Origin of the sequence: Paenibacillus sp. OK076 (assembly GCF_900110055.1) — a bacterium.
Lineage (GTDB): Bacteria > Bacillota > Bacilli > Paenibacillales > Paenibacillaceae > Paenibacillus.
The window spans coordinates 344,150-368,348 of sequence record NZ_FOCH01000004.1 but is presented as its reverse complement, the minus strand read 5'-3'; the positions used below and the strand labels follow the sequence as shown (position 1 = coordinate 368,348).

The following is a 24,199-nucleotide window of genomic DNA, read 5'->3' as shown; positions in this document are numbered from 1 at the left end:
TACATTGCCAAATTGAACGAACGGGAGAATCAAATTTAATTTCTGCTGCTGGATCTGAATTTCAATTCACTTGAATGGAGGTTTACCGCATATGAATTGGTATGGATATGGGCATCTGCTGCCTCTGAGGGTACTCGAAGAAGTCCGTTTCTGGAAAGAGCAAGAGAAGGAACATACGATTGTCATTCGCGCCTTGGTTCCTGATCTTGAACCCTTTTATGTCAAATGGCTTGCGGAATGGGAAGCGATCTTTGAGAATAGCGAACGAGTCGCGAATCAGCTGTTGAAGCAAATACTGCCGGGAACCCAGCCACCTGCTCCTTACATCATCCGCTGTATTGAACAGCTCGTGGCTGAGACCTGCACACAATCGCGTGAGTTCATTAGACAGCTGTACGTCCTGCTGGAGCAAAGTACTGCTGTTCAGCAAGTGCCAATTGCCAAAGTGGTTATTCTGCATTTCATTCGCGAATCCGAGTATTTCCTGGGGGTACTTGAAACGCTGAAACAATCTGGAGCTTTGCGGGATTTGGAGTCTGATTCATCGTTTTCACTGAATGATATTCTTCAAACCTCGGGACAACCGGCTGATGCCAACGTAGTGACTTCAATGCCCATGTCTGAACAGCCCTATCGTGAAGCTGTAGAAGAATCATCCAATGCTGCGGGAAAAGCCAACAACCCTACTCCAGCGGTACAGACACAATATTCGGCGGCTGTACCGTCCCCCAATGCAAGTACAGAGGGCACAACCAACTCTACAGCAGTGCCGGTCAAAGAGAAACCTGTACCTATTGGTGGACACACACTGCCACCCCTACCCTACGCCTACAATGCGCTGGAACCATATATTGACGAGATGACGATGCGCATACACCATGACAAACACCATCAATCCTACGTAGACGGACTGAACACCGCGGAGAAAAAGCTGGCAGAATCGCGGAAAAAGAATAATTTTGAACTCGTCAAACATTGGGAACGCGAACTCGCATTTAATGGTGCAGGCCATTACCTGCATACGATCTTCTGGACGATCATGAACCCCAAAGGCGGAGGCAAGCCTTCCGGTATGCTCGCAGAGCAAATCAAGCGGGATTTTGGCAGCTATGAAGCGTTCAAGAATCAATTCACTGAAGCCGCCAACAAAGTGGAGGGCAGCGGCTGGGCCATGCTGGTCTGGAGCCCGCGGGCGCATAGATTGGAAATTTTGCAGGCGGAGAAACATCAGAACTTATCTCAGTCCGACATCGTGCCTCTCCTGCCGCTTGATGTATGGGAACATGCCTACTATCTGAAACACCAGAATGAACGCAAAAAATATATCGAGGACTGGTGGAAGGTTGTGTACTGGCCAGCTGTGGCGGAACGTTATGAAACTGCGCGCAAGCTGTTATGGCCGCCTTATTAGAATTCTCGGGCTAAGCATAGCATCGGGGCGTACTCTGGAGCGCATTGAATCCATGGTGCTATATGTTGATGTAAAAAAAGAGATATCTCCAGCCAAATGACTGAAAGATATCTCTTTGAGTTTGAATACAACTATTTACTTGCGGATAGAAGCTGCCTCAATCGCTTCATAAGCCCAATGTGTGGCAGGTACATCCGACCAATGTCCTGACGCATTCGTTTCAGCTTGAAGACCGATCAGCTTATTCAGCATTGTAACAGCTTCAGCGCGGGTTATCGGCTGACTTGGACGGAACATTCCATCCTTGTATCCGGTAACTACTCCCGCCGAACTTAATTGTTCTACTGCTTGTTGCGCCCAATGCTCGTTCATATCGGTAAATGCTGTCGGCGCAGTAGTCATCTGAGCAGATGTTAATAACGGCTGTAACACGACAGCCATTTCTGCGCGGGTAATCGCTTGATCCGGCTTAAAGCTGCCATCTGTATAGCCTTGAACAGAACCGGATTGGGCTGCTGCTGATATAGATACCTGTGCCCAGTGGCTGGATGTAACATCTGTAAATTCATGACTTCCCTCAAGAGTAGATGTTCCCAGAATACGCGTGATTAATGTTGCCATTTCCGCACGAGTTACATTACGCTCTGGTCGGAAACTTCCATCCGTGTACCCCTGAATATAAGGTTGTGCTTTCAGTGTGTTGTCTGTCCAGTCTTTGACCCTAACAATGGAGAATGTACTGAATTTGTTTACTTCAATCTCGACGCCTTGCTGATTATCACCGTTTAGGGTAACCCGTTTGCCGTGTACAAGCTCCTTCGTTCCATCACTATGCTCAATATATACACCTAGCTCCTCAGACTTCACACCTGCAACCTGATTAGCATCTAAAGGCAATATGAGCGTAACAGGTCTGCTCTGAAGATTCGTTTCGATCATCATTGGACGTCCAATGATCTGGATATCCGTTGTACCTACAGATTGGATGATCGACTCATTCGCCTGTGCTCTCGTTTGGATCTCTAAACGTTGGGATTCCTTCTTCACCGGTACAAGACGGAAATAAATATCATCTGTGCGTCCGTTCAAGGAACTCGCCGGAATGATAATCTTTACATTAGGATTGGAAATAACCAGATTCACTCCTTGCTCAGCCAGCATTACTGACGATTGTGGAGAGAGCTTCAGATCCCACTGTGATACTTCATCTTTTGCGTCTGGAATCAAGACAACCGCTGTATGGGAGCCTGTCTGTTTCAACTGGTCTATAATGGTTTGCGTTTTGCTCTGATCAAGAAGAAGTTCATCCTTAACCGTACCATCTGTTCCTCGAGTACGATTAATCTTCAAGGAAGCGATCGTTGAAGCTTGATCCCCATTCGCCACATCCACTTTGATTACTTCTTTCTGTGGAGCTTGTGGAGTTGTTGGCGTTACAGGAGTTGGAGTAATAACTCCCCCACCTCCCCCATTACCTGGCGTTTCTGGATTGGATGGAGTTATGTTAATCTTCACTGAATTAGAAATTCCATATTCGGATACGCCATCTTCATATACAGCTCTAACAGCGAAAATATATTTTTCGCCTTCTCTAAGATCATTAATTTCCCAACTGCTATTCAAAATATTAGAAGTAACAAGTACCCATTGTGAAGGGTCTACTGGTGCTGATGAACCTTCGTACATATAGACCGAAGCTAATCCGTTCAAGATTGGATCCCAAGTTAACACAACCTTTTTCTCACCTTTTGTTGCCACTACATGCTGTGGTACAGGAAAGTTCGGGTCTGGGTCTGGATTTGGATTAGATCCACCACCATTATTATTCTCCTCTTGCGGGATCACCACGTTAGATGCAACATAATCTGAATTTTCTTCATCGGAAGCATATGATCTAACTGCAAACACATAAGATTCACCATTCGTCAGCCCACCGATATGTCCATCGATGTAACTGTCCGTCACATTTGTCCACAGATCCGGATCCTTTGGTGCCTCCGTACCTTGGTACATATACACGCGATATTCTAATTCTGGCTCTGTAGTCCATTCAATGGCAGCCTGACCATCACCAGGTGTAGCCACTACGTTTTGTGGAAGAGGCGTTAAGTTTGCAAGTGTTTCATATCCCCGACCTCCCATGTCCCAGAGCTGACCATTCGTATCTTCTACCGCCAGGAACATTCGGTACAAAGTGTTCTCTTCCAGTCCTGTAAACAAGAACGATCTTACTTCATTAGCTTCTAGATCAACATAAGATAGATTAGCTAGGGCATGTAATTTAGTATCTTCATTCGACTGCCCCTCAATTTCTTCATCAAACACTTGATTGTCAAAATAAAATCTACCAGCTTCATTAAGCTTCACTATAACTTTAGATGTGGACTGAGTAATTGTTCCGCTTGTAGGATATGGATACAAATAATCTATTGTCCGATCAGGCAGTGGTGGAGTCGGCGCAGTCATAAGCTTGGATGAACGCAAGATCGGGTACCCATCATTGATCCTGTTACGAGTTGTCCAAACTCCATCGAAATCCCATCCATTGAAATTAGATTGTTGTTTCATCTGCTCAGTAGTAAGACCCATTGCATAATTAGAACCATTCTGCTGGTTCGTACTGCTCTTGGCTAAATCATAGTAGTTATTAGTAAAGATAACTTGATTCTCTGGATCATTCAGATTACCAATGACTGACCCTATGGTCTGATTATCAATGGGTGATGATGAATTATCAGGAACAGTGATATCCATAGACGCAGCTACATAATTATTTTGAATATCTATTTTTGCGGAGGCTGATTCATCATATTTTTTCACTTCACCAATCAGTCCGCCAATGGCTTCAGCAGAAAAATCATTATTCCCTGTAGCATGTGAACTCACTGAACCAACCACATAGTTATCCGCAATAGTGTGGCTAAGTTCATAATTAAGTTGGCCAATCAAACCGCCTACCTGGTAGTTACCCGTCACCTGTCCTGAAGCGTAGCTCTGACGAATGAAATTATCATTCGACTCTCCGATCAGTCCACCTACAGCCTCATAACCACTCACTATACCCTCAGCAGCATTTGCAATGATTGTGCTCTTATTACTTTCTCCAACAAGTCCCCCGAGTGAGTCGCCATCCTCACCTAATGCAATCACCTCGACATTAGTGCTGTTATTTATATACTCACTTTCGTCCGATAAACCTGAAATACCGCCTACTCTCATATTCCCTTGTATATTTCCACTGATTTGGATCCCTTCAATACGCGACTCTATGCTCCGTCCGGCAAGTCCGCCTACGATCACATTTCCTTTTATAGAAACATCGTTTAATATAAGATTTTTAACCTCAGCACCTTGTAATACAGAGAACAGCCCCACATCGTTCTGATTCTCATCCGTCGTTTTCAAACCGGATATTGAATAACCATTCCCATCGAACCTGCCTGTAAAAGGCATAAGCTCATCTTCTATTATGTCAGCAATTGGAGTCCAAGATCCTCCATTCAAAAACGTGCTCATGGCTGCTTCAGAAATATCATTCTTCAGCTTGTAATTACCGTTTAAGTCTTCTCTTACACAATAGAGCTCTTCAGGCGTACTAATGAGCTTCCATTCAACATCATCAGAATCTTTTTCCGTCAGATCATAGCAACTCTTGGCCTGTACGACACCTTGTTGAAATACAACTGGCAGCATTCCGAAGACCATAAAGAATGTTAATATCACAATCCCTATTCGTCTCAGGAGCCTGGAGCGCTTCTGGTGATCCTTTTTTCGCATGTTCGAATCTTCCCTTCTCTTTCTGTTGTTGTAGGAAGATTATACCTATAAGCTCTGAACCGATTCTGAACATTTATCGGCATTTTTCGTGAAAATATGCCTTTTCTCGCATTTTCGCAAAACCACTTTCAAATGAACATATTTCTTCCCGTGCAATTATTGTTCAGCGAGGCACGCCTGAATCGAATAAATCAAATACAGATACAAAAAAGCAAGTCTCTATACTAGAGACTTGCTTATCATTTGAGGCCCACTATGCAGAGCGTTTACCTTAGGAAGCGCAACCCTCACAGGCAACATAGTTGTCGCCAACCTGTTTGCTAATGGCGATCAGATCGCCCAGCTTGATATCTTCTTCACCTGTAAATTCAAGATCAGCGATACGCGCAACGATTAGGGCAGCTGCTTCTTCCTTGCTTGTAGCCATTTGGCTGAATTCAGACTTTTCGCCTGTTGAAATGACCTCATATAAGTACGTATATCTTAAAGTTTCCATGTAGACACTCTCCTTCCGAAATCACATCATATCATCTCTATTAACCAATTCCAAGTCCAAGCTTGTGAACCTAATCGTAACGCAGTTTCATCTGCTCAGCCGTCCGTATGACGGTTTCCCGTTCCACAGTCAACACACGGCTCGTCTCCGCTTGGGGAAAGCGCTGACGCAGTGTACGTACCAGCGAGGCTGTATACGCCGCGGCAGAAGGGACACCTGCCAGTTCCTGCAAACTCGCCATCGTTCCGGGCCGAACATCCGGGTACCCTTCGCTGGCTCCATCTGCTGCATCCTGATAAAACTTACGCACGTCGGCTGCCAATTGGTCCCCTTGTCCTTCCACGATGATAAAGGCCGTAATGATATAAGCCTTGGCCTGTCTGCGCTGGGCGATCCCACAAAATTTCAGTCCACCCACACTGACATCATAATCGCCAGGACAGAAGGCGCCTTCGATCTCCCCCGTGCGTGCCTGATTCGACCATGGTGTTAGCGACTCAGCGATCAGTGAGGCCATCTCCCTGAAATCATCATGAATATTGATGGCACGTCCCGGGTTCGGCAAAATTAAAGACACGTTAACCACCCCTGGATTCAGGGGAACTGCTGCACCACCCGATGGACGAACGCAGACCGCCGTTCCCTGGCTTCTAATGCGTTCCATCGCTTCAACTGCCTGAGGCAGCCTCCGATCCCGCAGCCCCGCTACAAAGGCATCTGGATGCCGCCAAATATGAGCAACGGGCAGCTGACCTTCTCCCACCCGGCGGCACATGACTTCTTCCCAAGCAAATGCTTCAAGCACACTGCTCCCGCGCCGCAGCAGCGGTGTCTCCCAAATCTGTAGCCGCAAGGAATGATCCGGCTGCATCTGCTGCTTTGCTCCCGGCGATCCGGGTTGATCTGAATTGGACGGTACATTCATATAAGATAGCCTCCGAATAAACTAATCTGGATGAATTTTAATTGAGTAATTGCGTGATCCTTATGTATCCCCTTGTGTGAATGCAAAAGTAATATATAAATAAGCCGGTTCCCCAAGGAACACGGCTTATTTATGAATGCTTCCATTGGCACAAGCATCTATTCTGCCATTTCAGATCCGGCAATTTGCCGAATGTAATGGAAATAACCATGATTGTACGAAAGATTGAATGCTTCTGGCTTGTCCAACGAATGGAATGAGCCCGAGCTTAATCTTTTACCAGCGACAGGAACTCGGCACGTTGTGCCGGATTGTCACGGAAGGAACCACGCACAGCAGACGTTACCGTCTTGCTGCCCGGCTTCTTCACGCCGCGGGAACACATGCACAAGTGCTCGCCTTCCACGACGACCATGACACCGTTCGGCTCTACTGCCTCAGTCAGAATATCGGCAATCTGTGAGGTAATTCGCTCTTGAACCTGCAGGCGGCGGGTAACTGCCTCCACCAGACGGGCCATTTTGCTCAATCCCACAATCTTGCCACTCGGTACATATCCAATGTGCACCTTACCGAAGAAAGGCGCCATATGGTGTTCACATTGGCTGTAATAGACAATGTCCTTCACAATGACCAGTTCTTCATGATTCTCGTCAAACGTCACACCAAGCACATCGCGCGGGTCCACTTCATACCCGCCAAAAATCTCTTCATACATCCGGGTTACGCGTGCAGGCGTTTCTAACAGCCCTTCCCGCGTACTATCCTCACCAATCAATTGCAAGATCTGCTCAATGTGATACTCGATCTTCTCCCGATTGTCGGATACTTTTGAATTCAAATAATCTTTAACGCCAGCCACTGCCGAACGCCTCCTTTCGAACCACATGCTGCAAGAAGCTATTCACTTCAGCAACTTCAGCATTAAGCAAAATGCTCGCTCACAGCTATTATTTTCGGCGGCCCGAGTTTTTACGCGCAGGATGTTGTTGCGGCTGAGGCATCTTCGCGCCAGGCTGCTGGTTCTTCATCATCTGCTGGGCGCGCTGCATTTGCTTGCCATTCAGGTTATAACCCATTTGCTTCGCCATCTTCTGGAGCATGTCGGGATCGCTTTGCATTTTCTCAAGCTGTTTCCGCAAGTAGTATACCCCAATGAAAAATCCTCCGACCAGACCAACAATCAATGTAATAATCGGTATTGCTATTTCCATCTCTTAGACACCTCTGTATACAATCTAAAAAGCCTGATGATCCGTGTCAGCACATGATGTTATACGTTCACGATGCAAACATGACACGCACCGGATTTCCTGAAAGCTATCATAGCATTTCCGCACGCCTTGAGCAAACGGATTTTCCAGCTATACGCTGAATTTAACATCCAGAAAACAGATCGAAAACATTCAGTAAATCTCCCAGGAGCATCCGTATAAGTTACATCAGTACCGCCTCTATGAAAACGGTTGTATGCTGAGCCAGATCCACTTCAATCACATCCAGATCATAACGTGTACTGCCCCGAGCCACCCGAATGACGGGCCTGCCGGGCAAACCCCGGTGCTGACGTACAATGACTCCGGTCTCTTTGGTAGACAACCGAACTGCTGTTCCGTTCGGATACACGGACACACTCCGGTTGAATTCGATAAGAATGTCACGATCCAGCTTCGTGCCAGACATCGCCATCATCTCTTCACAGGCTTCATGTGGCAGCAACCTTCTACCCGAAAGGCCGTTGATCAGATTATCATACGTGTTAGCTGCACTAACGATTTTAGCGAAAAGATGAATGTCTTTTCCCTGGATACCCCTCGGCAGTCCCGTACCATCCACATGCTCATGATGCTGCAGAGCCGTATGTGCCACAAGCAGATTAAACTCCCGTTTGGACTTGATCAACTCGAACCCTTTCCACGTGTGATGCAGGGAAGAGTTTGCTGCTGAACCACTGCCAGGTGGCTCCCCAACCTTTCCGATGTCATGCAATAGTGCTCCGACGGCCAGATCCTTGAGCTGAACATAGTTAAGCCCCAGATTCAGACCAATGACAGAAGACAGCAAACATACATTCATGGCGTGAACATACTGTGCATTATCTTTGGTCCGAATATCTGTGAGCTGAACAAGTAGTTCTCGCCCGTTCAGAACATCGTTCAACAATTTATCGATGCTGATGGCGACCTTCTTCGGGCTCCAGTCTTTCCCGGAACGGATAGAATCGAGTGTAACACTCATTTCATTAATTACTGCCTTTTTCGTGGCTTCATCCAGAATGTCTTCTGTATCCACATCTTTATACGCTTCATCCTGGATGTACAGCATGGTCACGCCAATACGCTTCAGCGTATTGACCATAAATACGGTGAGCTGAACTCCGGCAGACAGCAATACCGTGCCGTTGCCGGAATATATGGTTTTGCCCAGAAGCTCCCCCGCCTCCACGCTCTCCACGTTAACATACTTCATGAACGTCCCCCGCTCTTACGATTGCTGCTCCAATGTGAGCAATTGCTCTTTGGTTTGCAGCCCGCCTACATAACCCACCAGGGTTCCGTCTTTACCGCTGATGCGGTGACAGGGAATAATAATCGGAAGCGGATTTTTACTAATAGCATCCAGAACTGCTCGAACAGCTTTGGGCCTGCCGATAATTTCCGCAACCTGTTGGTGTGTTGAGGCCTCTCCATAAGATATATCGGACAGGACTTGCCATACTTGTAGCTGGAATGGTGTTCCAAACAAATCAAGCTTCAGTTCAAACGCTTTTCTTTCTCCTGCAAAATACTGCTTCAACTGTTGTGCAGCTTCACTCAGCTTCTCTTCATTTTTCTCATATCGATATTCGCCAATCCATGTACGGGCCCATTGTTGCAGATGCGCCTCGCGCACATGAAATGCACCAAAATCAATGTGACACAGGCCTTTATCCGTCGCACAGAGCGTTAGTGTACCGATCGGTGTCAGTACCTCATCGTAATATACCGGCGTTCCATGCAGGCCTGTTACGGCTGATGGTTTCCATGCTGCTGCTTCCGGTTTGACAGGCTCTGTCGTCTGCCCGTTTTCCTGTTCGGGTGTCTTATTCTGTTCCTTCTGATCCTCAGGCTTATTGTTGCTCTTTAGCTCTGCCTGAGGCTTATCGGGTAAGGTCGCGGACGAACTCAGTCGTTCCTTGGCCTTCTGCAGCATGCTTAGCACGTTCCCATCTTGTTCGTTAGCGGCAGCTTCCCCAATGGCTCTCATTGCGTCTTCTCCTCCAATTCTGCTCAGCGCCCAAGCTGCAGTTCCCCGCAGCTCGGGACGCGGATCACGCTTCAGTACCTCCGTTAGTTTCGGTACAGCGGTTTTGTCTTTGAAATTGCCGAGGGCAATCACGGCGTTGCGCTGGATTGGCTTCTTGCCCCGCCAAGCGGCGGAACTTTGGCCGAAGCGCTCTTTGAATTCACGGTTACCGATGTCAAGCAGCGGTATCAGCAAAGGTTTTACAATCTCCGGATCGGGATGAAACTCGGGATGGTGATCCCAGTTTTTACCCCGATTCTTCGGACAGACAATCTGACAGGTATCACAACCGTACAGACGGTTGCCAATTTTCAGCATAAACTCTTCATCCACGAAGCCTTTTGTCTGGGTCACAAACGAAATGCAGCGCTGTGCATTCAGTTGTCCCGGCCCGACCAGTGCTCCAGTTGGACAGGCATCAATACACTTCGTACATTCACCACAATCCTCGGTCACCGGGTTATCTGGCTGAAATGGAATATTCGTGACCAGTTCGCCGAGAAAGATCCATGAACCGAATTTGGGCGATATAATGGCACAGTTCTTAGCACTGAATCCAATCCCCGCACGCTGGGAAACAGCACGGTCCACCAACGCCCCCGTGTCTACCATACTTTCGATCATGGCCTCAGGTACGCGCTCACGTATAAAATGAACCAGCTTGTCCATCGCTGCACGCAGGACTTGGTGATAATCCTGCCCCCAGGCTGAACGAGCCAGAATACCACGGTATGCACCAGGCTCCGACTTCGGCGGATTGACCATCTTCGAGGGATAGGCCACGGCAATCGCAATGAGCGAAGCAGGCTCGCCATCTTTCAATGCAGGACGCACCCTTTTCTCAATATCAGGCTCCTCAAATCCGGACTCGAATCCTTTCGCCCGATGTTGCTCCAGAATGGATTTCAAGGTCACGAATGGCTCTGCTGAAGCAAATCCTATATCATCAATACCCATCTCGGGAGCAGCTGCCTTAATCTCTTGTTTTAACTTCTCCCATACAGCTGCTGCCTTTGCTGCTCCGGTCTGTACACTCGTCATATCTATTCCCTCTCTTCTTCCACGCTAATTCCGTAAATAGTGAACGCCCGCCTCAGGTGGGAGGACAGGCGCTGATTTCGATATACAAGTCGGACATACCGGAGCTACAAAGAAACCGAGTCTATATCGTTTAACGCAAAATGCAGCGTGAAGTTGTTGTCCTTGTCCTGCTAACATTTTACAATTTTTTAATTTCCGAGAACGGCCAAAAAATAAACTCCGCCCTGCCTACAATTTCACTGGATGTAATGCTGCCAAACACACGGCTGTCCTTGCTCTTGCCTTCATGACGGTTATCTCCCATCACAAAGTAATGATCCGCTTCCAGCGTAATCGGTCCAAAATCAGGGTCCTGAACCTCCGTATCCGTGTACGTTTCCGCTTGCTGCTCCCCATTCACGAATAAATGATGGTCCCGTACTTCAACTGTGTCTCCTGGAAGTCCGACAATCCGTTTGACCAGAAAATCTTTTTTCTCCACACCTTCGCTTGGATCACGAAGCACAATAACATCTGATCGGGACGGTGTCCCAAAATCATATACAATTTTATTCACGAACAAACGGTCCTTCTCAACCAGCGTGGGCTGCATCGATTGACCTTTGACCATCGAAAGATTGAATACAAACAGGTTCAACAGCATCATGATTACAAAAGCAATCACTATCGTTTTCACCCAGTCCCAAAGCTCTGCACCCCAGGATTTCCCCGGTTGATCAGGCACTCCCGGACTGTTTCGTTCCTTGGAGGCTACATGCTCCGTTGAAAGATTGTTGGAGTTCAAAGAGACACCTCGTTTATCCATTTTGTAATAAAAAACGTCGATCGGCATACTTTCAAGGAACACAGATCGCATATAGTGAACGTTTTTCTTAAAAATATCAGGAAGCTGACGCTTCGTGTCTATCCGTGTTTATATGTTCTGATATTACCAAAATCGAGTGATCATAATCCTTTTAATTCTACTTCATTTGCAAGGGTGAAACAATTGGTTATGAGCACCAACACTCCTTGAAGGGTGAATAACAACGAGATTAAAACAGTTAAACCAGGGATTAATTTAAATGAAATGGCGTTCAGAAGTGGCGAAAAAAGGGGAATAATCGGTGAATAGCACTCATATAAATAGAAAGGCATATCCCTCACGTTGTTACACGCTGAAAGATACGCCTAATATGAAATGAAAATCTGTTATATTTCTTTTTTAACCATGCAAACTAAGCTTTGGACAAGATACTGAGTTTCTGGAAAGCGCTCATAATCTGATTGGCACCGTAACCCATTGCTTCATAAAGAGGCATGGCTACTTTGTTGTGCTCATCACCCGCCACCCATATTTGACTGACTTTACGCTGCTGGAACCTTTGTTCCATGGCCTCGACAAGTTTTTTGCCGACTCCGCGGCGACGATAGTCTGGATGGACCGCAATACGATAGATGCATCCCTGGTTGTGGTCAATCGTACCGATCAAAGCGCCGACGAGGTCTCCCTCTTCTTCCGCAACCATGATCAGGTCAGAATCCCATGACAATTGACGGGCAAACGGGCCCATCGTGTTCTCATAACACTCTTCCGATAGTGCAACCTGGAGAAGCTCTGTCATCTGGCTTGCATCACTCAACTGAAAGGAACGAACGTGCATGTCTTAAATCTCCCTTTTCGTTAGCTTAGATGAGGTTTTACAAAAAGGGGCTCCCCTTTTTACCAAAAACCCAATGTTCATATAATGACAAAAAACGAGAAAATACCGCTTCTTCGTCAATTAAACCATACTTTACGCCATAAAACACGCATTTTCTTTTGAAAGCGCTTAATTGTAACCGTTTACATCCGAATATTAAACTTTTCCTCTCTTTAAACGCCTGAAATCACATAAATAGTTTCATAATGGGTAAAATATGTTTGTTATCTCTGACCCATGAATGGATTAACGTCTGGGGGGACTTAATAAACAAAAATGTTGCTTAATTAGCCCGAATGCGGTTTAATATTAGTGACAAGGGTATTATTACATAGGTACCTGGGCAATTTGCATAAATCCTGTGAGCGACTTTCACTCAGCAAGATATAGATCGAAGTGATCCTATTCGTCTAGAACTTGTCCCGGAAGCGATTCGAATTGAATTATGCAAAATGCTGACCTTAACAAAAATTCAAAAATCTCAGGAGGTATTTCACTATGACTTTTCAATTACCAGCACTTCCTTACGCTAACGACGCACTGGAACCACATATTGATGCGCAAACGATGGAAATCCACCACGATCGCCATCACAATACTTACGTAACGAACCTGAACGCAGCTCTGGAAAGCGCTCCTGAACTGCAAGGTAAAAGCTTGGAAGATCTGATTGCTAACCTCGACAGCGTACCTGAAGGTATCCGCACAGCGGTTCGCAACAATGGTGGCGGACATGCTAACCACAGCCTGTTCTGGGAAATCATCGGACCTAACGGCGGCGGCGCTCCTACTGGCGACATCGCAGCAGCAATCGATAGTGAACTGGGTGGCTTTGACAAATTCAAAGAAGATTTTGCAAAAGCAGCTACAACTCGTTTCGGTTCCGGTTGGGCTTGGCTCGTAGTTGGTAAAGATGGCAAATTGTCCATCACTAGCACTCCTAACCAAGACAGCCCTCTCTTCGAAGGTCTGACTCCGGTTCTGGGTCTGGATGTATGGGAGCACGCTTACTACCTGAAATATCAAAACAAACGCCCTGACTACATCGGTGCTTTCTGGAATGTAATCAACTGGGATGAAGTAAACAAACGTTACGCTGCAGCGAAATAAGACTGCCAGCATAATAGAAGAGCCTGATTCGGTCAAACGACCGGATCAGGCTCTTTTTTTGTATACTTATGCTTGCTGCACGTTGGTTGATTTAATATTTGTATGGCAAGCGCCCCTTACTCACTAACATCGTCATATGCCCCTGCAAAATAACTGCTGATAAGCTTCAGGAAAATGTTAGGGAACGCCATTTTGTCCATATCTTCCGGACCAATCCAGCGATAAGTCAGCCCATCGCCTTTTCCACTCATTACATCATGCGCCTGTTTACTTGCAGCAAATGCTGACAACGGCTCGCCTTGTTCATCAAGCGAGCCTGAGATGTTGGCTGCATCGATGATGCCTAGCTCCGATACTTGGGCTGGAGCAGTAGTTTCCTTGGCAGCCGCCTGTGCATCGTAGGCGGCTCTGGCTTCCGCGGCGATCAGCGGAAGCTCGTTACTCTGGTCCTGCTCGGTGCACTTGTACACCTGCAGGCTCCAGACAATGTGGCTGAACACATGCTCCGCATGGGTAGCCAGCCCTTCCGGGCGGGCAGCGAAGCCTTCCGCCCACAGACTGCCGGCCAGCAAAGCCATGGCCGGCTCATCTGCCAGCGGCCCCGCCGCCTTGCCGGCTGCGGCGGGCGCCGCCAGCACATGCGGCAGCTCCCACATGCGGGCCAATAGGCCCGTCGCTGGGCGCTGGCGCACAAGTACACGGCCGCGATGAGCACCGTGGCCCTCCACAATGGCGACCAGCCGCTGCTCAGGGCGCGGCGGCTTCGCCTTGGTCTTGACCGGCAGGGTGAGCTCCCGTCCGGCGATGCGGCCGGAACATTGCTCCATGACCGGGCAAGTCAGGCAGTGCGGCGCTTTGGGCGTGCACACCAGCGCGCCAAGTTCCATCAGCGCCTGATTGAAATCACGCGCACGCCCTTCCGGAATGAGCTCTCCTGCGAGCTCTTCCATCAACACCCGGGTGCTGCCCTTCATAATGTCCTCATCAATGAGAAAGTATCGGGACAGAACCCGCATCACATTGCCGTCCACCGCTGGCTGCGGCTGGTTGAAGGCAATGCTGAGAATGGCCCCGGCTGTATACGGGCCCACCCCTTTTAACGCAAAGACCGCTTGCTTGTCCTGCGGCATCTCCCCACCGTGCAGCTCCATAACTTGTCTGGCAGCCGCCTGAAGATTGCGGGCACGCGAATAATATCCGAGCCCCTCCCAATTTTTCAAAACCTCTTCTTCCGGTGCTTCAGCCAGAGCCTGTACCGTTGGAAAATTGCCGATAAAACGATTGAAATACGGAATTACCGTATCCACCCGAGTCTGCTGCAGCATAATTTCCGATACCCACGTAAAATAAGGATTGTTGTGGCGACGCCACGGCAAATCCCGTCTGTTGACCATATACCAATCCAGCAAATTCACGCTGAAATGTCGTTTCTGTTCCAATAAACCCATATTCCCGTCCTCTCCTGTGACCATGCTTACGTTCTTCACACGTTCTCCCATATTACTATTAATCAGATCCGGGCAACGTCTTCCCCATCTGCTCGACAATAGCAAAGGCCGCAGCCAGCTCCGTCTGGTGCGTAATACTCAAATGAATATTATACTGTTTGCCGTATGGCAGCTGCAGTCTTTCCCATGCTTCATCAGAAAGTGTGGCAACGGGACGTCCTTTTGCATCAGGCAGCACTTCAATGTCGGTAAAACTCATCATGCTTCCAATGCCACAGCCAAACGCCTTGGACACCGCTTCCTTTGCTGCGAATCGACCGGATACATACTCTTCCATCCGTTTTCCCCGTTGATCTGCAATCTCCCGCTCTGCATGCGTTAAAATCCGCTTCATAAACGCTTCGGCGTGGCGACCAGACAACAGCTTGCGCATGCGACCAATCTCCAATACATCGTTTCCAATGCCATATATCATCAACGCTTCACCCGCTTAACCTTTTATGCTGTAAACGATCTCCATTCGGTCATCCGATCGGTACCTTATCCGAACACGTATTCTATTGTAGCAGGAGGCGCGCACGGATGCGAGTACCTTCGTTCACATTACCATTTATGTTAAAATATGAATCAGCACTAGATGAAATTTTAGGAGGAATAAGATATGTCCACAGCATTTGAACTGCCTGCAGGCGGAGATGCCGTCATTCGCGGAAATATATTCACTGCACGGCAACCTGCTCAAGGAATCATTATCCTGGCTCACGGTTACAAAGGCTTCAAAGACTGGGGCATGTTCCCCTATGCTGCATCGAAGCTGAGCGAGAACTATCACGTGCTGACCTTCAATTTCTCTCACAACGGTGTTGGAGAAGATCTGGAGCAATTTTCTGAACTTGAAAAGTTTGCAGTCAATACGTACAGCCAGGAGCTTGCCGACTTGGCAACGCTGCTTGATTATGTGTCCACACAGCCAGAACTTAGCGAACTGCCGGTAATTCTACTTGGACATAGCCGCGGTGCAGGCGTAAGCCTCGTGTATGCGCTGGATCATCCCGAGCAGATTGTTGGCATAATCTCCTGGAACGGGGTAACCAACCTGGATCTCTTTACCCCAGAACAAAAAGAAGAAATGCGTACACATGGCCGCAGCCATGTCACGAACGGGCGAACAGGCCAGCAGATGCCTCTGGACGTATCTATTCTGGAAGACCTGGACGCGCATAAGGAGCGTTACGCCATTATTGATCGCTTGGCTTCTTCTCCTTTGCGTGTGGCACTTATTCAGGGAACAGAAGACGGCAAACGGCTGCGTGACGGCTCGGCCGCACTGGTTCAGGCTCGCCCGGATATCCCGTGGCATCAGATTCCCGGCGGAAATCATACCTTTAATACGGTGCATCCATTCAAGGAATCAACACCGCAGCTTGAGCAGGCGATATACGAAACACTTCGCCAGATCGCAACTTGGATGAACTAATCTTGCATAACAAAAAGAGTCGCTGCCATATGCAGTGACTCTTTGCCGTTCAGATGCTTGCATTGTCCATATCTAATCATGGCATGCTTGCAATCCATATTAGATGCCAGGAATGGCATTGCGTTTGTGATGGGTACGCTTGTAAAAAGCTTCAAGACGCTCTTGCGCAGCCGGATCAATCTGTTTGCCTTCCAGATAGTCACTGTTCGCTTCATACGAAATGCCCAGCTCATCTTCGTCCGTCTGGCCTTCCCAGAGTCCTGCTGATGGAGCCTTGTCCAAAATGGCCTGTGGCACGTTCAAATACGCAGCCAGCTGACGCACTTGACGTTTGTTCAGGCTGCTCAGTGGTGTAATATCCACGGCGCCGTCACCCCATTTGGTGTAAAAGCCTGTGATGGCTTCAGAGGCATGGTCAGTTCCGACAACCAGCAGGTTTTCCTCAAAGGATAGAGCATATTGCATCACCATACGGGTTCTCGCTTTCACGTTCCCTTTGCCTTGGTGAGTCATATGACGCGGGCTGCCCATGGATTTGAATCCTTGCTCCACTTCCAGTGCGATCTCGTTAACTGCATCTTCAATGTTGGTTTCTACGACATGCTTCAGGTCATAAGCTTTTGCCACAGCATAGCTGTGGTCAATGTCCGATTGCTCACCGTAAGGCTGGAATACACCCAGCGTTTTGTATTCCTTATTCTCTTCTGCTGTAAGCTCATCCGTTGCTTTTTTGCAAAGCGCCGTAGCTACAGCACTGTCAATCCCGCCACTGATTGCGATTAGCAATCCTTTGGAATTGGCATTCTTCACATAGGTTTTGAGAAAGTCAACGCGCTTGCGCACTTCCTCTTCTTCATTAATACTTGGTTTAACCTTCAATTCAGCGATGATCTGTTGTTGCAAACTCATCGTACACACACCCCGTTTCTAAATTAATGAAATTTGATGTCCATTTTGAAAGGTCCGAATGGTTCAATAACCCTATTCGCTCAAAATGAAACGCCCCGGCATCGGTCATCCGAAGGGCGGGGCGCACTTTGAGCTAATTAACGGCAGAAACGGTCAAACGCACTTGTGAGCTCAGCCGCAATTTCCTCCGCAGAACGGTCTTCCACTTGATGACGCTCAATAAAGTGAACGAGTTCTCCGTCTTTCATCAGAGCGATGGAAGGTGAGGATGGAGGATACGGTGCAAAGTATTCACGAGCTTTCGCTGTAGCTTCCTTATCCTGACCAGCAAATACCGTGTACAGGTGGTCTGGTGTAATATCATGTTGAAGGGCTTGGGATACACCTGGACGGCATTGACCTGCGGCACATCCGCAAACCGAGTTAATGACAACCAGAGCGGTACCTTTGGCATCCGGCAAACTTGCTTCAACTTCTTCTGGAGTACGCAACTCCTGAATTCCCAAACGAGTCAGATCATCCCGCATCGGTTGAACCATATCTTTCATGTATTGATCAAATGACATAGACATTCGGTTTCACTCCTTAAACATGTAAGTTCTATTATTTAAAAAATTAAATGCTTTTGTGCTATTCCTATTATACATCCCTAATCAATGAAAGCAAGGTTCAAACACCGCCTGCGGAAAGGCTTCTCCATTAATATTATGTCTCATTCCTTGGCAAAACATGCTTAAAGTTCAGCGTTGAAATGCAACCTTGAACGTTGTACCCTGGCCTTCCTCCGATTCGATGGTAATGGTTCCGTTATGTCGTTCGACGATACTCAGACACATGGATAAACCCAATCCGGTTCCTTTGGCCTTAGTCGTAAAAAAAGGTTCAAACAACTTCTCCTGCTTCACTCTAGGAATGCCTGGGCCTGTATCTCGCACACACAGCTCTACGGTGTCATCCACCAACCGGGTCTCAAGTGTGAGTACCCCTTTTTCACTCATGGCTTCCATGCCGTTACGAGCCAGATTAAGTACCACTTGTTTGATTTCCTTTGAATTCAGATGCAGCTTCGGCACATTGTGATCCAGCATAAATTCAATACTCTGACCTCGCAAATTCGCATCCGCCCATAACAAAGGACTTAGTTCATGGATGATATCATGCAGCTGGGATTCTTCTTTCTCCGCAATTCGATTCTGAGCCAATGACAGAAAATCATTAATAATGCTGTTTGCCCGGTCAAGCTCCTCCAGAACGATCCGATAATAGTGATCCAGGGATTCCGGACTCTTTTCCTGCATTAATTGAAGAAATCCACGTACAACCGCCATCGGATTCCGTACTTCATGGGTAATACTTGCGGCCATTTGGCCGACCAGACTGAGGCGATCCACATTATCGAGCTCGCTTCGCAGCATTTCAAGCTCAGTAATATCCTGAATGATTAACATGGCCCCGATAGCCTCTCTTGGCAGTTCTGCTGAATACGCGTAGATGGGAACGGTCCGGGATTGGAACACGTTTGAACCGTAACGCACCGTCAGCCCACTCACTTCTCCATGAACAATGGCTTTACGAATACTACTTTCCATCTTGTCTGCCTGAGCTTGATCAACAAACTGACTCGCAGGTTGCCCAATCAAATCCGGTGTGGTTGTGCAAGGCAGTTGATCTCGCGCCGTTTGCTCCATCGTATCGTTGACGAACTGAACGGTCCCTTCCTTATCTACGGTTGCTATGGATAAAGGAACGGCATTCAGAATTTGGTTAAGCTTTTCCGTTTCGGCTATGTATCTATGATGAACTTCGGACAAATGTTGCTCAAGCCCCCGGTGATGCTGCATCTGTTCAATCCAGAGCATACTAAGAATTCCAGCAATAATTGCACCGATCGTATATCCCAGAGCTGGCAATATCCACTGTACGATGGAGAATGTTGTTTGGCTTTCCATGGATGCGATATACAGTACACTGGCCACAACCATCTCTGCCGTTATCAGAGAGATAACAGTTCCCATTTTGCGTGAACGTGTATAATGCTTGAATCGTTTGGCTGACAACCATACAATAGGATAGAGAAGAATGCCCGTTTGAAGTAGAAATCCGTACAGATTATAGGGATGCGCAAAGAGAAAATAGAAGAATATCTGGAGAAGAGACAGCATTAGGCCTAAGCGAGGCCTGCAATACAATATGACGAGCGTCAGAGGCACAATGCCCAAGGAGATGGAGATTGACACCGGGCTCCCATAGTGGGCAAAAAGCAGGCACAGTAACATGCTCACCACACTGGTCGCGGCAAAACTGGTCTGTACCATCCTATGATATCCTGCCTTGACGACCGCTTGCCTGGAGAGCCCCAAGTGCAATAATGGAATCAGGAATACCGCAGCTCCTGCAAGCAGTATTTGTAAAAGAATGTCCTTCAACGCAACCACAATGCCATCTCCCTCCTCTGCCTGCACATTCCCTCATGTATTTCTGATTAAAACATAGGCGACAGTATATTACAATATATCCCTTAAGACTGCATAATAGAACTGCTAATACATTTGTATTGTTTCATATTCAGGCAGGAGTAGACAGCTTTTTCGGAAAACAGACAAAATCAATGAAAAAAGAGGGTAATAACGAATGTATGATGTCATTGTAATTGGTGGTGGATCTGCGGGCCTCATGGCCTGTGTTGCTGCTGCCGAGCATGGAGCCTCCGTGCTTCTGCTGGATAAAGGAGATCAACTCGGCCGCAAACTCGGGATCTCTGGCGGCGGTCGCTGCAATGTGACCAATGCCAAGGAGACGGATGAACTGATCCGGCATATTCCGGGAAATGGACGCTTTTTATATAGTTCGTTTCAGAATCTGGACAATCAGGGAATTATGCGTTTTTTTGAAAATCTCGGTATTGCCCTGAAAGAGGAGGATAACGGGAGAATGTTCCCGGTAACCGATAAAGCCAAAACAGTCGTTGATGCGTTGGTAGGCAAAATTGTTTCCCTTGGGGTAGAGATTCGCACCAAACAGCCGGTTAAGGAATTAATTCAGAATGGTCAACACGTGCAGGGCGTGAAGCTGGCTTCCGGCACAACGATACTTGCACGCTCTGTTATTATCGCTACCGGGGGCAAATCAGTCCCACAAACCGGATCAACCGGGGATGGATATCCTTGGGCTGAAGCGGCTGGACATACGATTACAGAGCTGTATCCGACGGAAGTGCCGATTGTGTCTGGTGAGAGCTGGATTCAATCCAAAGAACTGCAAGGCTTGTCCCTGCGCGATGTTGGGTTATCTGTTCTAGATGCCAAAGGCAAATCAGTCATCTCTCATCGTGGAGATATGATTTTCACCCATTTCGGCGTATCTGGACCGATCGCGCTTCGTTGCAGCCAGTTCATTCGTAAGGTGCAAATGAAATCCGGGAACCCCCAGGTCACGATGAGTATTGATCTTTTCCCGGATCTGTCCCCAGGTGCGCTGGAAACCCAGGTTCAGCAGGTGCTGGAGCAAGAATCCCGAAAGGCCGTCAAAAACATACTCAAAACGTGGGTTCCTGAGCGTATGATTCCATTGATGATGAAGCGTGCAGAGATCAGCGAAGACCTCACATTCCACCATTTCCCCAAAGGTATGTTAAATACATTAGTGGGGTTAATGAAGGATTTTACTTTCCGCGTGGACGGAACTCGTTCTCTCAAAGAAGCCTTTGTTACGGGCGGGGGAATCCACTTAAAGGAAATATACCCCAAAACAATGGAATCCAAGCTGCTACCGGGACTATTCTTTTGCGGAGAAGTGTTGGATATTCATGGCTACACGGGAGGCTATAATATTACCGCTGCCTTCTCTACGGGGTACACGGCTGGCATGCATGCTGCAGAGTATAAAAACGCTCGCTCATAACTTGAACATAAGATGTTCATGGACCGATTCCGGTTCCACATCATATAAGGTTACTAAGTGCACGAAAAAACCTCGACATCCCGCTATCGGTGGGGTATCGAGGTTTTTTTGAAATGTATGCCAATTCAAAATCACTGTAATCAACAAGGCAAGCAGCATCGTTGCCCATGTTATATTTACGCCTTCACACTGCCCGAGAAACCATCGACTGAGTCATCGAATGTCGGATCTTCATCCCGGTTATGCATTCCCTGTTCGGGATTGCTCCCTTGTCCACCGCTCGCATAACCTTCATTCCAATCTTCATTCACAAGATGAGCCGGAATGGATATATTCTGAAACTGATCCAATCCATCTGTTTCGGAGAGAAACACCGCACTACCACCGTGTGACTGTACGATCTCCACAGCAGATTGCGTATCCTGGCGATCTGTAGGAATGTACAATTCAAGCGGGCCTGACTGGTAGGGCTTATACCCCAGTTCCTCCAGTGTGGCCTGCGCCGCCAGCAGCGCTGCATTGTCTGCGAAATGCACTTGAAGTTCACTATCATCCATCATCATCTTTTTCCTCCTTGCGAGAGCTGATCCCTTACTTTCAAAATGGTAAGATCCGTCTCCTATAGCATGGTCAGTTACTTCATCTGATATGCTACTGTACAAGGAAGAATATCAACTAAGCGGATCGAATGAACCGAATCCAGCCTGTTATAGACAGGACGAACAGCCCGAATGCCACGACAGCCACAGCCGTCACGATACCTTCCAACCAGCCTAGCCAAGCTGCCCCCAGTGAAAATCCCATTAAAATCCCCAGCGGAACAAACAACATCCGTACCATGGTCACACCTGCACGATTTAACGCCTCCGAATCGTAGGATACGAGCTGAACATAGTCCGAGGTTGCAAATACCTCCCAGGAGCGATAGAAAAGTACACTTAACATGATGACCAACAAGCCACACACGATTACATTGACCGGGAAAGGTGGCAAAGCAACGGCAGCGATCGAAAGGCCCCCAAGCTGCAAGTACAATTTCATAGTCGAGGAGTTACGAAAAAATGCTTTGAATGCCGTCTCAGCTGTCCGATTAGAGATGGTTCGATGACGTAGCAACTTTCGCTGCTTGCGGAATATGATCGTCCGGGTGCGCGGCGCTTTCGGCTTGGTCACAGACCGGCTCAGTAAAAGGGCGGTAAACTTTAGCCGTTCTCGTAAATCTTCACGCACATCACCCTCAAAGGTTCCCTTCATCTCCAGCCTCATTCGGGCAACCGTAATCAGAAGAAGGATTGCGGCTACAATGCCTGCAAGCAGTGTCCAGATGTGTCCATGCATCCAGGATGTTACCCCAATCGTGAACATGCCCATTGCAACTGCTAAAGGGATGATGCGAATCCAGCGTCTCCATCCGGTATAACGTACTTTCGTCATATGGAGTACAATGACCTGGAATGAAGCTACTGTGCCAAACCAAATCGCTATTAACGCGATATGGATAAATGACATGTCATACACACGGGACCATAGTGGTGAGGTCAACGCCGTAATTGCAATCATTTTACCCAGATGCTGCAAGCAACCCCGATAGATCCCTTGTTTCATCAATGTACGCATCCACAGCGACCTTGATTTCAGGAACAACACATCCGCTTCCTCTACAAATATAAGAATTCCACCTGTAAGCATAATGATGTCGATCAGCCCTGTCAGTATAGGCAGCGTTAATCCGGTCGCCCAGGAGGGCAGTGGTTTGGACCATAAACTCACGTACCATCCGCTGAAATACAGCAGACCCGGAATAAGCAGGTATACCCATACCGTCCAATCTACTACCAGTTTCAGGTTTTTTAACTGTTCATTGAAGTGCTCCTTGCGTCTGCGTCTATATAAACCAAGTGGCGTATATGCTCGAGAGGTCTCCATCTCTTCTCCCCCCTTCCCGGTCAGGATGTCAGTGTGTCAAAACAATCAAACAATGAGGCGTCCGGCAAATCTGCTGCTGCACGGATTTCGTCCAGTGTTCCCTCAGCAGCAGAGCGTCCGGAATGGATGAGAATAAACCGATCACAGATTCGCTCAGCGGTATCCAGTACATGCGTTGACATAAGAACACCCGCACCACGGCGGCGCTCATCGTCCAGCAACTTCAGAAAATCCTTGGTAGCGCGTGGGTCCAGCCCGATGAAAGGCTCGTCCACAATATATACATCCGGCGAGGACAGGAAGCCGATCATCAGCATCATTTTCTGCCGCATCCCCTTGGAAAAACTGGCCGGAAGATCATTGCGGACGTGATCCATGCCGAAACGAACCAACATCTCCTCCGCCCTGGCAACAAAGACCTCTTCCTCCATCTCATAGGCCGCCGCTGCCAGATCGAGATGTTCCCACAGGGTCATATATTCGTAAAACACAGGTTGTTCCGGGATATAGGCATAGCGTCCGTCTCCCCCAATGGTTACTTCATACTTCGCATGCTCAAGCAGGCCAAGTAATGTTTTGATGGTCGTGCTTTTGCCAGCCCCATTTGGTCCGATAATTCCCACCAGCTCCCCCGGCGCTACGTGTAATCGGATGTTCCTAATCGTGGATTGACCCGCCTCATACCCTGCTTCCGTAATATGTACGTCCAGTATGGACTCCTGTGCGGCTGTATCTTCGTTTTCGATTTCCATATCATTCACTCCCTGTCCTGTCAGGTGCTTGTTGGGTTCTATATTGATATTGTAATCGAG

The 24,199-nt window shown here is 47.7% G+C and carries 21 protein-coding genes; 4 read left to right on the top strand and 17 right to left on the bottom strand.

Annotated elements, in window-relative coordinates:
* The first annotated feature begins 91 nt into the window (after nucleotides 1–91).
* Nucleotides 92–1,411, top strand: coding sequence for a Fe-Mn family superoxide dismutase (locus BMY78_RS26450; RefSeq protein WP_090904289.1), 1,320 nt, complete (start codon nucleotides 92–94; stop codon nucleotides 1,409–1,411).
* A gap of 135 nt (nucleotides 1,412–1,546) precedes the next feature.
* Here BMY78_RS26450 and BMY78_RS26445 read toward each other — a convergent pair whose 3' ends face one another.
* The 9 genes from BMY78_RS26445 to BMY78_RS26405 form a co-directional block, all read right to left on the bottom strand.
* The gene (locus BMY78_RS26445) at nucleotides 1,547–5,188 is read right to left on the bottom strand and encodes an S-layer homology domain-containing protein (RefSeq protein WP_090904288.1); all 3,642 of its coding nucleotides are present in this window, start codon (nucleotides 5,186–5,188) and stop codon (nucleotides 1,547–1,549) included.
* Between the two features lie 271 nt (nucleotides 5,189–5,459).
* Complete coding sequence (locus BMY78_RS26440; protein WP_053779639.1) at nucleotides 5,460–5,684, bottom strand: hypothetical protein; 225 nt, start codon at nucleotides 5,682–5,684, stop codon at nucleotides 5,460–5,462.
* 70 nt (nucleotides 5,685–5,754) lie between these two features.
* The gene (locus BMY78_RS26435; protein WP_090904287.1) at nucleotides 5,755–6,609 is read right to left on the bottom strand and encodes a lipoate--protein ligase family protein; all 855 of its coding nucleotides are present in this window, start codon (nucleotides 6,607–6,609) and stop codon (nucleotides 5,755–5,757) included.
* 268 nt (nucleotides 6,610–6,877) lie between these two features.
* On the bottom strand, nucleotides 6,878–7,471 hold the full coding sequence (gene folE / locus BMY78_RS26430) for a GTP cyclohydrolase I FolE (protein ID WP_076290489.1): 594 nt from the start codon (nucleotides 7,469–7,471) through the stop codon (nucleotides 6,878–6,880).
* An 88-nt stretch (nucleotides 7,472–7,559) separates the two neighbouring features.
* Nucleotides 7,560–7,823, bottom strand: a complete 264-nt coding sequence (locus BMY78_RS26425) for a YneF family protein (RefSeq protein WP_076290490.1) — start codon at nucleotides 7,821–7,823, stop codon at nucleotides 7,560–7,562.
* 223 nt (nucleotides 7,824–8,046) lie between these two features.
* Nucleotides 8,047–9,078 carry an HD-GYP domain-containing protein gene (locus tag BMY78_RS26420; RefSeq protein WP_090904286.1) on the bottom strand — a complete coding sequence of 344 codons (1,032 nt, stop codon included), beginning with the start codon at nucleotides 9,076–9,078 and terminating at the stop codon, nucleotides 8,047–8,049.
* Between the two features lie 15 nt (nucleotides 9,079–9,093).
* Nucleotides 9,094–10,935 (bottom strand): tRNA epoxyqueuosine(34) reductase QueG, encoded by a 1,842-nt coding sequence (gene queG / locus BMY78_RS26415; RefSeq protein ID WP_090904285.1) that lies wholly within the window; start codon nucleotides 10,933–10,935, stop codon nucleotides 9,094–9,096.
* 178 nt (nucleotides 10,936–11,113) lie between these two features.
* On the bottom strand, nucleotides 11,114–11,719 hold the full coding sequence (gene lepB, locus BMY78_RS26410) for a signal peptidase I (RefSeq protein ID WP_256222425.1): 606 nt from the start codon (nucleotides 11,717–11,719) through the stop codon (nucleotides 11,114–11,116).
* A 433-nt stretch (nucleotides 11,720–12,152) separates the two neighbouring features.
* A complete protein-coding gene (locus tag BMY78_RS26405) occupies nucleotides 12,153–12,578 on the bottom strand; it encodes a GNAT family N-acetyltransferase (RefSeq protein ID WP_024632996.1) in 426 nt (141 codons plus the stop codon).
* Between the two features lie 537 nt (nucleotides 12,579–13,115).
* Here BMY78_RS26405 and BMY78_RS26400 point away from each other — a divergent pair.
* On the top strand, nucleotides 13,116–13,727 hold the full coding sequence (locus BMY78_RS26400; protein ID WP_024632995.1) for a superoxide dismutase: 612 nt from the start codon (nucleotides 13,116–13,118) through the stop codon (nucleotides 13,725–13,727).
* A gap of 116 nt (nucleotides 13,728–13,843) precedes the next feature.
* Here BMY78_RS26400 and mutY read toward each other — a convergent pair whose 3' ends face one another.
* Both mutY and acpS read right to left on the bottom strand, forming a co-directional pair.
* On the bottom strand, nucleotides 13,844–15,175 hold the full coding sequence (mutY, locus tag BMY78_RS26395; protein WP_090904284.1) for an A/G-specific adenine glycosylase: 1,332 nt from the start codon (nucleotides 15,173–15,175) through the stop codon (nucleotides 13,844–13,846).
* A 58-nt stretch (nucleotides 15,176–15,233) separates the two neighbouring features.
* Entirely contained in the window at nucleotides 15,234–15,650 is a 417-nt protein-coding gene (gene acpS / locus BMY78_RS26390) for a holo-ACP synthase (RefSeq protein ID WP_090904283.1), read from the bottom strand.
* Between the two features lie 186 nt (nucleotides 15,651–15,836).
* Between acpS and BMY78_RS26385 the strand changes: the two genes are divergently transcribed.
* Entirely contained in the window at nucleotides 15,837–16,652 is an 816-nt protein-coding gene (locus BMY78_RS26385) for an alpha/beta hydrolase family protein (protein WP_090904282.1), read from the top strand.
* A gap of 99 nt (nucleotides 16,653–16,751) precedes the next feature.
* Here BMY78_RS26385 and nadE read toward each other — a convergent pair whose 3' ends face one another.
* The 3 genes from nadE to BMY78_RS26370 all read right to left on the bottom strand — a co-directional run bounded on the left by nadE (nucleotide 16,752) and on the right by BMY78_RS26370 (nucleotide 20,023).
* Nucleotides 16,752–17,561, bottom strand: a complete 810-nt coding sequence (nadE, locus tag BMY78_RS26380) for an ammonia-dependent NAD(+) synthetase (protein WP_090904281.1) — start codon at nucleotides 17,559–17,561, stop codon at nucleotides 16,752–16,754.
* 137 nt (nucleotides 17,562–17,698) lie between these two features.
* Nucleotides 17,699–18,133: a BrxA/BrxB family bacilliredoxin gene (locus BMY78_RS26375; RefSeq protein ID WP_090904280.1), complete on the bottom strand. Its 435-nt coding sequence runs from the start codon at nucleotides 18,131–18,133 to the stop codon at nucleotides 17,699–17,701.
* 168 nt (nucleotides 18,134–18,301) lie between these two features.
* Nucleotides 18,302–20,023 (bottom strand): two-component system sensor histidine kinase NtrB, encoded by a 1,722-nt coding sequence (locus BMY78_RS26370; protein WP_090904279.1) that lies wholly within the window; start codon nucleotides 20,021–20,023, stop codon nucleotides 18,302–18,304.
* A 169-nt stretch (nucleotides 20,024–20,192) separates the two neighbouring features.
* Between BMY78_RS26370 and BMY78_RS26365 the strand changes: the two genes are divergently transcribed.
* The gene (locus BMY78_RS26365; RefSeq protein WP_090904278.1) at nucleotides 20,193–21,461 is read left to right on the top strand and encodes a BaiN/RdsA family NAD(P)/FAD-dependent oxidoreductase; all 1,269 of its coding nucleotides are present in this window, start codon (nucleotides 20,193–20,195) and stop codon (nucleotides 21,459–21,461) included.
* Nucleotides 21,462–21,637: 176 nt separating this feature from the next.
* Here BMY78_RS26365 and BMY78_RS26360 read toward each other — a convergent pair whose 3' ends face one another.
* From BMY78_RS26360 to BMY78_RS26350, 3 genes are all read right to left on the bottom strand, one after another.
* The gene (locus BMY78_RS26360; RefSeq protein WP_090904277.1) at nucleotides 21,638–22,024 is read right to left on the bottom strand and encodes a hypothetical protein; all 387 of its coding nucleotides are present in this window, start codon (nucleotides 22,022–22,024) and stop codon (nucleotides 21,638–21,640) included.
* 112 nt (nucleotides 22,025–22,136) lie between these two features.
* Entirely contained in the window at nucleotides 22,137–23,387 is a 1,251-nt protein-coding gene (locus BMY78_RS26355; RefSeq protein ID WP_090904276.1) for an ABC transporter permease, read from the bottom strand.
* A 20-nt stretch (nucleotides 23,388–23,407) separates the two neighbouring features.
* On the bottom strand, nucleotides 23,408–24,139 hold the full coding sequence (locus tag BMY78_RS26350; protein WP_063567817.1) for an ABC transporter ATP-binding protein: 732 nt from the start codon (nucleotides 24,137–24,139) through the stop codon (nucleotides 23,408–23,410).
* Nucleotides 24,140–24,199 lie beyond the last annotated feature (60 nt).

Coding starts and splice junctions, on each gene's coding strand:
- BMY78_RS26450 (WP_090904289.1), top strand. CDS start 92: ATGAATTGGTATGGATATGGGCATCTGCTGCCTCTGAGGGTACTCGAA.
- mutY (WP_090904284.1), bottom strand. CDS start 15,175: ATGGGTTTATTGGAACAGAAACGACATTTCAGCGTGAATTTGCTGGAT.
- BMY78_RS26425 (WP_076290490.1), bottom strand. CDS start 7,823: ATGGAAATAGCAATACCGATTATTACATTGATTGTTGGTCTGGTCGGA.
- BMY78_RS26350 (WP_063567817.1), bottom strand. CDS start 24,139: ATGGAAATCGAAAACGAAGATACAGCCGCACAGGAGTCCATACTGGAC.
- BMY78_RS26400 (WP_024632995.1), top strand. CDS start 13,116: ATGACTTTTCAATTACCAGCACTTCCTTACGCTAACGACGCACTGGAA.
- BMY78_RS26360 (WP_090904277.1), bottom strand. CDS start 22,024: ATGATGATGGATGATAGTGAACTTCAAGTGCATTTCGCAGACAATGCA.
- BMY78_RS26385 (WP_090904282.1), top strand. CDS start 15,837: ATGTCCACAGCATTTGAACTGCCTGCAGGCGGAGATGCCGTCATTCGC.
- queG (WP_090904285.1), bottom strand. CDS start 10,935: ATGACGAGTGTACAGACCGGAGCAGCAAAGGCAGCAGCTGTATGGGAG.
- BMY78_RS26435 (WP_090904287.1), bottom strand. CDS start 6,609: ATGAATGTACCGTCCAATTCAGATCAACCCGGATCGCCGGGAGCAAAG.
- BMY78_RS26440 (WP_053779639.1), bottom strand. CDS start 5,684: ATGGAAACTTTAAGATATACGTACTTATATGAGGTCATTTCAACAGGC.
- BMY78_RS26365 (WP_090904278.1), top strand. CDS start 20,193: ATGTATGATGTCATTGTAATTGGTGGTGGATCTGCGGGCCTCATGGCC.
- BMY78_RS26420 (WP_090904286.1), bottom strand. CDS start 9,078: ATGAAGTATGTTAACGTGGAGAGCGTGGAGGCGGGGGAGCTTCTGGGC.
- BMY78_RS26355 (WP_090904276.1), bottom strand. CDS start 23,387: ATGGAGACCTCTCGAGCATATACGCCACTTGGTTTATATAGACGCAGA.
- BMY78_RS26445 (WP_090904288.1), bottom strand. CDS start 5,188: ATGCGAAAAAAGGATCACCAGAAGCGCTCCAGGCTCCTGAGACGAATA.
- BMY78_RS26405 (WP_024632996.1), bottom strand. CDS start 12,578: ATGCACGTTCGTTCCTTTCAGTTGAGTGATGCAAGCCAGATGACAGAG.
- acpS (WP_090904283.1), bottom strand. CDS start 15,650: ATGATATATGGCATTGGAAACGATGTATTGGAGATTGGTCGCATGCGC.
- BMY78_RS26375 (WP_090904280.1), bottom strand. CDS start 18,133: ATGTCTATGTCATTTGATCAATACATGAAAGATATGGTTCAACCGATG.
- nadE (WP_090904281.1), bottom strand. CDS start 17,561: ATGAGTTTGCAACAACAGATCATCGCTGAATTGAAGGTTAAACCAAGT.